The sequence below is a fragment of the Ruthenibacterium lactatiformans genome (assembly GCF_000949455.1).
Taxonomy (GTDB): domain Bacteria; phylum Bacillota; class Clostridia; order Oscillospirales; family Ruminococcaceae; genus Ruthenibacterium; species Ruthenibacterium lactatiformans.
This window is the reverse complement of sequence record NZ_JXXK01000040.1, coordinates 1-13,043: the sequence shown is the minus strand read 5'-3', so window position 1 is coordinate 13,043 and position 13,043 is coordinate 1. Positions and strand designations below refer to the sequence as shown.

The window sequence follows — 13,043 nt, the reverse complement described above, 5'->3', positions numbered from 1 at the left end:
AAGCCGTCCGTGAAAAATAGTTTGTATTTTGCTTGGGTGCCTTTTACAATAAAAGACAGGAATGATATTAGGAGGCACGGACATGAAAAAGAAACCGTTTTTCTTCAGCCTGCGATACAAATTGCAGTGCATCATCCTGCTTTTAGTAGCGTTGCCACTTGTGGTGGTGGCGGGTACTGCATATATGCTCAATGCACGTTCGCTTTCTGAGCGTATTATGCAGTCCAATGCTACTGCTGCGAACAAAACAGCCACCGCATTGGAGTATATGCTGGAGGATTTGAAAAACAATTCTCTGGAGTTGTTTCAGCAGAGCGCCGTATACCACTACCTCACAGCGGATAATAAGGCCGCGTCTGGCGCGGCGGCGCTGAATCTTTCTGGTTTTCTCACCAATCATCTCACCTATGACAAGTATATCTCCGAGTTGCATGTACTGAGGGAGGACGGCCTTTACTTTCGCTCTGGGTCGGCTTACGGAGACCTTACCGACTCACAAAAGCGGGCAGCAGATGAAAGCAACGGGCATCTTACATTCGTAGGACAGGCCGAGCGTGGCTATTTTTCCATTAAAGAGGCCTATGTTTTTGCGCGCCGGGTGCGAGACGTCAACGACCTATCCAAAACGCTGGGGTATGTGCAGCTCTGCGTTCCTGTTGTGAACTTTACGCAGCTTTTAGATAGTGGTGGCGTGGAGCAGATGGAAAATATGTTGGTGGAAAACGGTAACGTTATCATTGCTTCGGAGCAGATTCGTGAAGGGAAAAGCGTGGTGGATTTGTTCGGAAAGGATTTTGTGCTTGCTGGAGCAGAAGGAACGCAACAGGCACAGCTGGAGGATAAAGTGGTGCAGCTCACATATTACCGCCTGAACTATCCAAACTGGTATCTGGTGAGCAGTAGCCCCTTGTCAGGTATGGGTCAAAGGGAACAGCAGTTTTCATTCTTAATGATGCTGGTAACGCTCTGTGCAGTGCTATTCATTGTCAGTGCGATTCTTGCACGGTTGTTTTCGGCAATGGTCCTGCGCCCTCTCACCACGGTCACAGATTCTATGAAAAGGTTGGAAGAAAACAATTATGATCTTACAATCTCGGAAGCGGGCAACGATGAAACTGCAGTGCTCGCCTGTTCTTTCAACAAGATGTCCCGCCGCATTCACGAACTGCTTAATGATGTATATTTGTTCCAGCTGCGAGAAAAGGATGCGCAGATTAAGGCACTGCAGGCGTATATCAACCCACATTTTCTTTACAACACATTCGATACCATTTGCTGGATGAGTCGTATGGAGGACGCCCCTGAGACCTGCCGCTTGGTGGAGGCACTGTCTCAGTTATTTCGCTCTGCGGTAGAAACGGATAGCCGCGTCGTCAGCGTGTCAAAAGAGTTGGAATACACACACAATTATCTGATGATACAGGAATGCCGTTATTCCGATACCATCGATTTTCAGCTTGAGGTAGAAGATGGACTGGAGAACTGTGAGACAGTTAATTTTGCACTTCAGCCCTTAATTGAAAACGCTATTTTCCATGGCATTGAGCCCAAAGGCGCAACCGGGAGCATCCGTGTGCAAATATATAGCGAACAGGGGTGTCTGATTTACCGCGTGTCGGATGACGGCATCGCATGCGATGTGGAAGAGGTGAATCGTCTGCTGGAATCCTATTCCAGTGGGAAACGGGGGTTTGCTATTGCAGGGCTGCACAGCCGCATTCAGTTGTGCTTTGGCAAGAAGTATGGTCTACATTTTGAGGCAAACGAAACCGGCGGCCTGACAGCGGTCGTTATCCAGCCGCTGAGAAAGGAGCAAAGAACGAATGCTGAAATTGATGATTGTTGACGATGAAGCGGTGATACGCAGCGGCATTGCTAATGTAGTAGATTGGGGCGTCTTGGATATCGAAGTAGTAGGCGAGGCGGCAAATGGGCGAGATGCACTGAACCGCTCACTGCTGTTGCGCCCTGACATCGTAATCACAGACATCAAAATGCCGATCATCGGCGGCCTAGAGTTTGCGCGGGAACTATTGAAGAAACGCCCGGACACGCGGGTTGTTCTGTTGACGGGATACAGTGATTTTGAGTATATGCAGCAGGCCATTCAGATTGGTGTAATGGATTATTTGCTCAAACCAGTACGTGTGGATGAACTGGAAAGATTGATGCAGCGTCTGTGCACCGATATTAACGCAAAGAGGGAAGAGAAAATGCGTCAAATTGCCACGCAGCAGGTACTAGCGCGCAATCTACCAGTGATGCGCGGTGCATGCCTGCGCGATTTTTTGGCAGACCGCATAACAGAGGAGACTTTTTTTCGAGACGGGAAAGAGTTGGGCATTCCCTTGGATGGGCCGCAGTATATGGCTGTGGCTTTAGATATTGACGATTGGGGCCAGCGTGCGCCCGTGCCGGGCAGTGATACATTAATGCGTTATTCGGTGCTGAATATTGCGGAAGAGCTGTTGAGCGCACTGGGTTCTGCGGCTTTCGGTTATCTGTTGGCTGAAAGCAGTCTCCTAGGTGTGATATGTATGGAACAGAGCACGCTCGATGATGTCGTGGAAGCCTGCAAGCAGATCCAATTTTATACTCAGCGCTTTTTCCACTTCACAGTTACAGCAGCCGTTGGTACATGCGCAGATACGCTGAAGGAATTGCGTGCTTCAGGTATCCGTGCGTGTGAAGCCCTGGATCGTAAAGTATGTACAGGAAAAAACCAGGTGATTTTAGCAGGAGACATGCCCGAGGATGCTGGAAACGGAACAGTGCTTCTGGCGCGTGCAGATGAAGACGCCTTAAAAGAGGCTGTCGCAATGAATAAGAGTCTGGATGTACAGAAGAAATTGGATGAGATATTCGAAACGTATTTTTCCAGTGGAGCATATACGCGCAAAGCAGTACGGCAGTTCGGTGTTGTATTGTTGTTGCCAGCACTGCGTGCTTTGTCAGATGACCAAATCACATTGAAAGAGGCGTTTGGTCAAAATTCTCATATCGTGGATGAGATTGAATGCTACGAGACGCTAGATGAAATCAGGATGTTTGTAAAAAATGTATATTCACGTGCGATGCGGGCGCTGGAAGAGAGGAGAGGAAGCAACTACCGACATACTGTACGAGACAGCATCGAATATGTGCAGGCGCACTATGCCGAGAGTATTCAGGTTTCGGACGTGGCTGCCGCCGTATACGTGACACCGAATTATTTCAGTAAAATATTTAAGCAGGAAACGGGAGAGAACTTCACCGAATGGTTGAATAAATTCCGAATTGAAAAAGCAAAGGCTCTTATCCTACAACAGCCGGGAGATAAGGTTTATGAAATCGCGGCGAAGGTGGGCTTTAACGATTACAAATATTTTGCGTTCATCTTCAAAAAGTACACGGGTTATACGCCGGGCACCTTTAAGGAGTTGAACCATTGAAAAGGAGACATGCAATATGAGTAAATTCCTCTTTGGAGCAGTATATATCATCGAGCAGGACTACACAGATGAGGAAATGCGGCGGGACCTTACGAATATGCGGGACTGCGGCTTCAACCTGATAACCCTGTGGCCTATCGGCAATGCGTGGCTGGCGAAGAGCAGCCATGAGTGGGTGTTCAGCAAAACACGCTATGTACTCGATTTGTGCCAAGAGCTGGGTATGAAAGCCATTTTGCAGTTGTTTGGCCAAAATCAGGCGCAGGAATTCATGCCGGATTCTGCCCAGACACCAGAAATGGAATCTGCAGATCAGTATGGACCATGGATCAACGAAAACAGTTTGTGGGCGAATCTGAACCATCCTGTGGTGCGAGACTATTTCGATACATATTTCCGCGAAGCAATCTTTGCGCTGAAGGATCATCCGGCCGTATACGGCTGGGACGTGTTCAACGAATCCCACCATCGTACGGACGACGAATGGACAACCCGCAAATATCAGGAATGGCTGCGTGAAAAATATGGTACCATTGAGAAGCTGAATAAAGAATGGTACCGCCGTTACGAAAGCTTTGCTCAGGTGCGGCCGGAAAAGCGACGCGCCAGTTACAGTATCTGGTCCAGCTTGCTGCCTGCGGTAGAGTATGAAAAATTTCGTGCCGAGAGTCTGACGGAGATCTGCCGTTTTCTGTACAACACAGCAAAGAAATATGATTATATACATCCCATCATGATTGATGGAACTTCGGCGATGATTCTGGTGGATGATTTAACACTGCGTAACTGTGACGAATTTGAAACAGCCTATGTGCCCGATATCTATGGAGCTACTTTCTATCCCAAAAGCTGGGGGAAAAATTTCAAGGATACACCTTGGACGTTGTCGATGTACTTTTCCATTCCAGCGGGCGCGGCGCGGAAGGCGCACAAGCTCTATTTCGTCAACGAACTGCAGACGCACACTCAGTCTGTGCTGACGCCAGGCAGCGAAGTAAGTTGCGAGGAACTGGTAAGCTGGACACTTATGTGTGTATTCACCGGACTTTCAGGTATGCAGTTGTGGCGCTGGCGCCCATTCCTGCATGGGTATCAAGCCACTGGCCGGGGCCTTACACGTATAGATGGGTGCCCAAATAAGCGTGCTATAGCAGTGAACAGCCTGCTGGAGGTTATCCATAATAATGGCGAATTGTTTGATGACTTCCGCATATCCAGACCAGCGGTGCGTATTGCATACAGTTATGGGGGAAGACTATTTTTTGACAGCCTATTGAAGTTCGGCGTGGCAGGAAAGACTTTCTGGGCAAAAAATATGGAGGGTTGGTACAAGCTGTTTTGGAATTGGGGCATGCCCGCCGAAATGACAGATTTGGAGAGGCTGAATGAAGATGATTTTGAAACGCCTGTGATGATTGTACCGGGGGCTGTTTGTGTAAGTGAAACGCAGGCACAGAGTCTGTGTCGTTATGTGGAAAACGGCGGCATCCTCATCGCGGACGGCCGTATAGGGGCGCTGGATGATCGTGGCTGTGTACCGCCGGAAGGAATCCCAGGTAAAACATTGTCAAAGCTATTCGGCATAGTGGAAGCAGATGTGGGCAGTGGCGGACGCATGCTGGTTGGAGGTAATGTGTTGCCCACGGGATTTGAAACACAGGAGCTGGAATTGACAGATTCGTCTGCCTGTGTGCTGGCTGTAATGGAAGATGGTACGCCGGCTGTGGTGCTGCACGAATATGGTAAGGGCAAGACGCTTTATTTCAACAATTTTGAAGGGTTGGTTCTGCTGGAAAAGCTGTGGCCGGAGTTGAAGGAAATAATTTCTCAGGTAACAGCGGAGGTATCCTGCATACGTGCGCAGAAGGACGAGCATGTCCATCTCTCATATATCGAATCGGAAACACAAAAGGCGGTACTGGCTGTGAATTTCTCCGATAAGGCCGAGAATGTGTCGCTGACAGGGCTTCCAGCAGGAGTCGTGTTGACGGAGCTGTTTACTGGAAATACGGTACAGGCGGATAATCAGGCCGTATTTACATTGCCTGCGTGTAGCCATGCCGTGTATGTCTGGCCCTGTAGGTGATATCCAAAGCTGTATAGTTTTTTAGATAAAAAAGAAGATTTTCTGCATTTTTTGAATCCTCCCGTCTTGGTATACTTACGGTAACCTTGAGATGGGAGGATATTTTTATGGAAAGTAACTTTTTATTTGGAGCGGTATATATCATTGAGCAGGACTACACAGATGAGGAAATGCGGCGGGACCTTACGAATATGCGGGACTGCGGCTTCAACCTGATAACCCTGTGGCCTATCGGCAATGCGTGGCTGGCGAAGAGCAGCCATGAGTGGGTGTTCAGCAAAACACGCTATGTACTCGATTTGTGCCAAGAGCTGGGTATGAAAGCCATTTTGCAGTTGTTTGGCCAAAATCAGGCACAGGAATTCATGCCAGATTCAGCTTGTACGTCGGAGATGGAGTATGGGGATCAGTATGGGCCATGGTATAACGTAGACTGTATGTGGGCGAATCTGAACCATCCTGTGGTGCGAGACTATTTCGATACATATTTCCGCGAAGCGATTACGGCCTTGAAGGATCACCCCGCTGTTTATGGCTGGGATGTATTCAACGAAGCACATTTTCGCTCTGATGACGAATGGACAACACGCAAATACCAGGAATGGTTGCGTGAAAAATACGGCACCATTGAGAAGCTGAACAAGGAATGGTATCGCCGCTATGAGAGCTTTGAGCAGGTACGCTCGGAGATGCGCCGCGCTCCATATAGTATTTGGTCCAGCCTGCTGCCTGCGGTGGAGTATGAAAAGTTCCGTAGTGTTAATGTCACAGAAATTTGTCGTTTTTTGTATGATACGGCAAGGAAGTATGATGATGCGCATCCAATTATTGTGGACGGCACATCATCTGCGGTTGTTGCACAAGATGTCACTATGCGCAACAATGATGAGTTTGAAACAGCTTATGTGCCCGATATTTATGGGGCTACGTTTTATCCTAAGAGCTGGGGGCGCAATTACAAAGACACACCCTGGACGTTGTCGATGTACTTTTCCATTCCAGCGGGCGCAGCGCGCAAGGCGCACAAGCCCTATTTCGTCAACGAGCTGCAGACGCACACTCAGTCTGTGCTGACGCCAGGCAGCGAAGTAAACTGCGAGGAATTGGTAAGCTGGACACTTATGTGTATATTCACTGGGCTTTCAGGTATGCAGTTGTGGCGCTGGCGCCCGTTCCTGCACGGGTATCAAGCTACTGGCCGAGGTCTTACACTGATGGATGGTACCCCGAATGAGCGCGCTGAGGCGATGAGTTCTTTGATGAGAGTCATCCGTTCCAATAGTGAATTATTCGATAATTTCTGCATTTCGAGTCCCTCAGTGCAAATCGCTTACAATTACGACGTGCGTCTGTACTTTGACAGCCTACTGAAATTTGGCGAAGCGGGCAAAAGCTTTTGGGCACAAAATATGGAGGGCTGGTACAAGCTGTTTTGGAACTGGGGAATGTCGGTTGAATTTACAGACCTCTCGCGCCTTGGCGTGGGGGAGCGGCAGGTGCCTGTAATGGTTCTGCCAGGCGCTATTCGCATAAGTGAGGAAGAAGCGCAAAGCTTGTGCCGCTATGTGGAAAACGGCGGTGTCCTCATTGCGGACGGCCGTATGGGGGCGCTGGATGACCGTGGCTGTGTACCGCCAGAAGGAATCCCAGGTAAAACATTGTCAAAGCTGTTCGGCGTGGTAGAAATTGATGTTGATAGCGGTAAAGGAATGAAAACCAAAGAGGGGACACTGCATACAGGCTACCAAAGTCAGAAGCTGAAGCTGACAGATCCGTCTGCCCGTGTGCTGGCTGTAATGGAAGATGGTACGCCGGCTGTGGTGCTGCACGAATATGGCAAGGGCAAGACGCTTTATTTCAACAATTTTGAAGGATTGGTTCTGCTGGAAAAGCTGTGGCCGGAGCTGAAGGAAATAATTTCTCAGGTGACGGCAAAGGTATCCTGCATACGTGCGCAGAAGGACGAGCATGTCCATCTCTCATATATCGAATCGGAAACACAGAAGGCGGTACTGGCTGTGAATTTCTCCGATAAGGCCGAGAATGTGTCGCTGACAGGGCTTCCAGCAGGAGTCGTGTTGACGGAGTTGTTTACTGGAAATACGGTACAGGCGGATAATCAGGCCGTATTTACATTGCCTGCGTGTAGCCATGCCGTGTATGTTTATGAAAAGTGAGGGGATATATGATGCGAACTGATCTTCCGTTTCAATTGGATTATCCCCGTGCTTGGAGGACTTATTTAGGGGGAGCACGACTGGATGAACTGCACGGTGTACAGCGCGGCATGGGCAGAGACGGACACTTCCCAGAGGAATGGATCATGTCTGTGGTAGCAGCGCGAAACTCCGGGAGGGAGGATTTTCCAGAAGAAGGGCTTTCTCATCTGGCGCAGACTCCGAGGATTACATTGAAGTCGGTTTTGGAATCAGATCCAGCTGCTTATCTGGGCAGTACTCATGCGGCGGCACACGGTGCGCATCCGGGCGTTCTGGTGAAGCTTATTGACTCGTCAGAGAGATTAACGATTCAGGTTCACCCTGACAGAGAGACTGCGCAGAGACTTTTGGGGTCTTCTTTCGGAAAGACAGAATGTTGGCATATTTTGGACGGTCGCATGGTAGAGGGAGAAGCTCCTTGCGTATATCTAGGCTTTCGTGAAGGTGTGACACGGGAATACTGGCAGGAGCTGTTTAAAAAGCAGGAGATTCCGGGAATGCTGGATTGTCTGCACCGTTATGAGGTGCACCCCGGTGAGACAATTCTCATTGAAGGAGGCGTGCCGCACGCTATTGGTGCGGGCTGCTTTCTGGCAGAGATTCAGGAACCGACAGATTATACGATCCGCGTGGAGCGCACTACCCCAAGTGGTTTCGCTGTGGCAGATGAGATGTGCCACCAGGGACTTGGTTTCAATCAAATGTTTGAATGTTTTCATTATCAAGGGTTCAGCCGTGATGCGGCGCGAAAAAAATGGTTCCTGCCGCGTCGTCCGTTCCCCGGGGAACAGACAGGGGACTCTGCACAACTCGTGGGTTATGAGGACACTCCATTTTTTGCCATGCGTGAGTTGCGTACAGATGGCGAGTTAAAAGTAAAGAACGAAAGATTCAGCGGGCTTTACGTTCTGGAGGGCGCAGGCACGCTGGAATGTAAGGGGGGGATTCTGCAGTTGAACGCACCAGGTCAGTACTTTGTACCGGCAGGCACAAGTGACTTTGTTTTGCGTGCAGCCCCAGCCGGGCAGCTTCGGGTGCTACAGTGCTTCGGCCCACGGGATTAAGGACATCAAAACAGATTCATTCAAAAAAACGGAGGAGTTTCATGATAACACAGGAACTGAACCGAGGTTGGTATATTCAGCCCTGCATGGGCGAGAGTTGGAAAGTAAAGACGGATATTCCCTGCAGTGTACTGCATGCAATGCTGGACGCGAAACTGGCGCCCGACCCCTTTTACCGCAAAAATGAGTATGAAGTTCGTGAATTGCTGGATCAGGATTTTTGCTATACGTTGTACTTTACTCCTCAAAAGGAAGTGCTGGCACAGCAATATGCGGAGTTAGTATTTTACGGACTGGACACGTTGGCTGATATACGGCTGAATGGAGAATTTCTGGGAATGGTGGATAATATGCATCGTACCTGGCACTTCCCTGTCAGTGGTAGGCTGAAAGCGGGCGAGAATTGTCTGGAAATTGTATTTCACTCTTCCTTACGGTATATTCGTGAGAAAGGACAGGATGCAATAGTACACTATGTAGCAAAAGGCTGTATCCGAGGAAATAACTTTTTGCGCAAGGCGCATTGTATGTTTGGCTGGGACTGGGGACCCCAGTTGCCTGATACTGGTATCTGGCGTCCGGTGGAGTTGAACGCTTTTTCAGGCGCACGCCTGGCCGACGTGCATGTGGAACAGAGGCACAACAAGGGGACGGTTTCACTGCAGGTTGACATACAGCTGGATGAACTTCCCGGCTCGAACAAAAATACCGTTTGCTGTGTGCTTACGTCACCGTCTGGCGACACGATGCAAGCACAGGAAGAGCCGAATACCGGGAAAACATCCGTATCCTTTACAGTGGCAGCTCCACAGCTCTGGTGGCCCAACACCTATGGTGAGCAGCCGTTATATACCCTGCGGGTAGAGTTATGGGGCGAAAACGGTCAAGTACAGGACGTATGGCAAAAACAGATTGGCCTGCGGGAATTGACAGTGAGCCGCGAAAAAGACGAATGGGGCGAGGAGTTCTGTTTCCAGGTAAATGGCGTCAAGATATTCGCCATGGGAGCAGACTATGTGCCAGAAGATAATGTAATCACACGGGTAACGCCGGAGCGGACACAACGCCTTCTGAAGGACTGTGCCATAGCTAATTTTAACTCCATTCGCGTATGGGGAGGCGGCTATTATCCAGATGATTGGTTTTATGATGCTTGTGACCGCTTAGGTTTGATTGTATGGCAGGATGCCATGTTTGCCTGCAATGTATACCGAATGGATGCAGCATTTGAAGAAAATATCCGCGCGGAACTGCGGGACAATTTGGTGCGTATCCGGCATCACGCTTGTCTGGGCCTTGTCTGCGGCAATAATGAGATGGAGCTCGGCTGGGTGGAGTGGCCTGATGTGGTGACACATCACCCCGCGCTGAAAGCAGATTATATCAAGCAGTTTGAGTATGTGATTCCGCAGGAGATGGAACAGAATGCACCGGGGGTGTTTTACTGGCCATCTTCGCCTTCTTCTGGTGGTTCTTTCGACGAACCTAATGCAGAGAATCGGGGGGATGTACATTACTGGGATGTATGGCATGGTATGAAGCCGTTCACAGATTACGAAAAATTCTATTTCCGCTTTTGTTCCGAGTTTGGCTTTGAATCGTTCCCCGGACGAAGAACGGTGGAGACATTTACGGAATTCGACGACCACAATATTTTTTCACCTGTGATGGAAAGTCATCAAAAAAATGGTGCGGCTAACGGCTTGATCATGTACTATATTTCCAGCTACTACCGATATCCCAAAGATTTTGAAACCCTGCTTTATATTTCACAGCTTCTGCAGGCGGAAGCGATTAGGCACGGTGTGGAGCACTGGCGGCGCAACAGAGGCCGTTGCATGGGCGCTATTTACTGGCAACTTAACGACTGTTGGCCTGTAGCATCGTGGGCGAGCATCGACTATTTTGGCCGCTGGAAAGCGCTGCATTATTATGCACGGCGCTTCTTTGCCCCGCGTATGGTAACAGCCAAGGCGGAGGGGACTGAACTGCGTTTGTGGGTTCATAACGACAGCCGTGCAGTATTGAAAGGACTAGTTGAAGTAGAACTGCGCGATACCGCTTATACGCTTTTGGCTCATACTATGGTATCGGTTCAGATACAGCCACTTAGTGTACAGCAGCTGGACGTGATAGATTTTGCAGGAGAGATGCAGGAACATGCACAGGACACCATATTTGCGGCGTATCGTCTATGTGTGGAGGGCGCTGACAGCGCGTATGCCAGTGTACTATTCTGTAGGCCGAAGCAGATGAGACTGCCGCAACCCTTTTATACGGTGCGTGTGGAGGAAGAAGACGAAAATTTTGCTATCTATGTGAAAAGCGATTGCTATGCCCATCAGGTAGAACTGGAGACAGAGCTGACAGACAGCCCGTTTTCCGACAATGATTTCCCCTTATGCACGCCGCAGGGGGTATGTGTCACATTGGCGAAGAATGGTGTCGCACCGGAGGTGACGGCAGAGCAGCTACAGAAAAGTTTGTTTGTACGTAGCGTGGCGGACACATACTGAAACACTAGTAAAAAATATTTGCCGCGGCCGAAAACAGTTTTGTTGTGACAACGGCCGCGGCATTGCATTGAAAGAATTTCAACGGCTGACCTTGAAGCAGCTGAAGGAGAATGCTATGAGTTTTCCGAAAGATTTTGTGTGGGGGGTAGCGACCAGTGCATACCAGATTGAGGGGGCCTCAGGACAGGACGGCCGCGGCCCGTCGATTTGGGATGTCTATACAAAAGAACCAGGGCAGATATTCGAGGGCCATACGGGAGATGTGGCATGTGACCATTATCATCTCTGGCCTGTTGATGTGGCCCTAATGGCGAAATTGGGGATAAAGGCATACCGGTTTTCAGTTTCTTGGCCACGGGTGCTACCAAATGGTATTGGGCAGCTGAACGAATCAGGGCTGCAATTTTATGAGGAAATGGTGGACGGCCTATTGGAACAAGGCATCACGCCTTATCTGACGCTGTACCATTGGGATTTGCCGCAGGCACTACAGGAGCGCGGTGGTTGGCTTTCACCAGAAGCGTCAGAGTGGTTTGCGGAATATGCCGCGATTATCGGAAAGCGGCTGGGCGGGCGTGTAAAGCATTATATGACATTTAACGAACCGCAGGTGTTCATCGGTAATGCATTTTGCCAAGGCATGCATGCACCGGGTTGGCGTACATCACGTGCACAGGCCCTTCAAATGGCTCACCATGTACTACTGGCCCACGGTAAGGCGGTGCAGGCGTTACGTGCGACGGTGCCTGGGGCGCAAATTGGATGGGCACCTACCTCCAATGCACGTGTGCCTGTAACAGATAATATTGCAGATGTGGAGGCTGCGCGACGGGCATACTTATCTGTTCCAGGAGATGATTGGGCCTGGAGTGTGACGTGGTGGAGCGATCCGGTAATGCTAGGTCATTACCCAGAGGATGGGCTGCATGAGCTGGAGCGGGATCTGCCCCAAATAGGAACGGCGGATATGAAAACCATATGCCAGCCGCTAGACTTTTACGGACAAAATATTTATCGGGGGATTCCCACGCGAATGGGCACAGGCGGTCAGCCGGAAAAAGTTGCTTATCCTCAAGGGGGGCCGCGAACGGCAATTGGATGGCATGTGAATTTCGACTGCCTGTATTGGGGTACAAAATTTTTGTATGAGCGCTATAAAACACCAATTTACATTACAGAAAACGGCATGTCTGCTCACGACTGGCCAGATAGGGAAGGGAAGGTGCATGATCCGCAGCGAATTGATTATCTGTGCCGCCATCTTGCGCATCTGCGTCGGGCATGTGAAGATGGTATAGATGTTCGGGGATATTTTGAATGGTCTCTTTTGGATAATTTTGAGTGGAAACGTGGCTACAACGATAGGTTTGGGCTTGTCTATGTGGATTTTGTCACTCAGCAGCGTATTCCAAAGGATTCTTTTGCTTGGTATGCTCGTACTATCAAAGAAAATGGAGAAAACTTATAAGAATTCTCAGGGGAAAGTTTAGACTGTATGAAAAAACGGCGAGCCGCCGCAATCATCAAAAGGAGTGTAGAGAATGCAGGAAATGATCAGCCAGAAGGTGCGGACGCTTTCGCCGGAGATCGACCCGCTGCGCATGGGTATGGGGCAGACGGAGGCCGACCTGGAAAAACCGCAGGTAATGGTGGAGAGCACATTTGGCGACAGCCATCCCGGCAGCGCGCACCTGCTGTGTTTGGTGGAAGCGGCCGCTGCGGGAGTG

General features: G+C 49.7%; 7 protein-coding genes and 1 pseudogene. All 8 read left to right on the top strand.

All coding sequences use genetic code 11. From position 1 onward, the window contains the following. Window positions 1–82 precede the first annotated feature (82 nt). Window positions 83–1,846, top strand: coding sequence for a cache domain-containing sensor histidine kinase (locus TQ39_RS17605; protein ID WP_009322633.1), 1,764 nt, complete (start codon window positions 83–85; stop codon window positions 1,844–1,846). Next, complete coding sequence (locus tag TQ39_RS17600) at window positions 1,824–3,431, top strand: response regulator (protein WP_009322634.1); 1,608 nt, start codon at window positions 1,824–1,826, stop codon at window positions 3,429–3,431. Before TQ39_RS17605 ends, TQ39_RS17600 begins: the two co-directional genes overlap by 23 nt. Before the next feature lie 16 nt (window positions 3,432–3,447). After that, the gene (locus TQ39_RS17595; protein ID WP_009322635.1) at window positions 3,448–5,517 is read left to right on the top strand and encodes a beta-galactosidase; all 2,070 of its coding nucleotides are present in this window, start codon (window positions 3,448–3,450) and stop codon (window positions 5,515–5,517) included. A gap of 107 nt (window positions 5,518–5,624) precedes the next feature. Further along, a complete protein-coding gene (locus tag TQ39_RS17590; RefSeq protein ID WP_009322636.1) occupies window positions 5,625–7,694 on the top strand; it encodes a beta-galactosidase in 2,070 nt (689 codons plus the stop codon). An 8-nt stretch (window positions 7,695–7,702) separates the two neighbouring features. Then, the gene (locus TQ39_RS17585; RefSeq protein WP_009322637.1) at window positions 7,703–8,800 is read left to right on the top strand and encodes a class I mannose-6-phosphate isomerase; all 1,098 of its coding nucleotides are present in this window, start codon (window positions 7,703–7,705) and stop codon (window positions 8,798–8,800) included. Between the two features lie 41 nt (window positions 8,801–8,841). Next, the gene (locus TQ39_RS17580; RefSeq protein ID WP_050006506.1) at window positions 8,842–11,316 is read left to right on the top strand and encodes a beta-mannosidase; all 2,475 of its coding nucleotides are present in this window, start codon (window positions 8,842–8,844) and stop codon (window positions 11,314–11,316) included. Next, entirely contained in the window at window positions 11,288–12,784 is a 1,497-nt protein-coding gene (locus TQ39_RS17575; protein WP_338092845.1) for a GH1 family beta-glucosidase, read from the top strand. Before TQ39_RS17580 ends, TQ39_RS17575 begins: the two co-directional genes overlap by 29 nt. An 82-nt stretch (window positions 12,785–12,866) precedes the next feature. Then, window positions 12,867–13,043, top strand: a pseudogene (locus TQ39_RS17570) (dihydroxy-acid dehydratase); the annotation flags it as partial.

Bases quoted from the DNA above. Each gene is read 5' to 3' on its own strand.
- TQ39_RS17605 (WP_009322633.1), top strand. From the start codon at position 83: ATGAAAAAGAAACCGTTTTTCTTCAGCCTGCGATACAAATTGCAGTGC.
- TQ39_RS17600 (WP_009322634.1), top strand. From the start codon at position 1,824: ATGCTGAAATTGATGATTGTTGACGATGAAGCGGTGATACGCAGCGGC.
- TQ39_RS17595 (WP_009322635.1), top strand. From the start codon at position 3,448: ATGAGTAAATTCCTCTTTGGAGCAGTATATATCATCGAGCAGGACTAC.
- TQ39_RS17590 (WP_009322636.1), top strand. From the start codon at position 5,625: ATGGAAAGTAACTTTTTATTTGGAGCGGTATATATCATTGAGCAGGAC.
- TQ39_RS17585 (WP_009322637.1), top strand. From the start codon at position 7,703: ATGATGCGAACTGATCTTCCGTTTCAATTGGATTATCCCCGTGCTTGG.
- TQ39_RS17580 (WP_050006506.1), top strand. From the start codon at position 8,842: ATGATAACACAGGAACTGAACCGAGGTTGGTATATTCAGCCCTGCATG.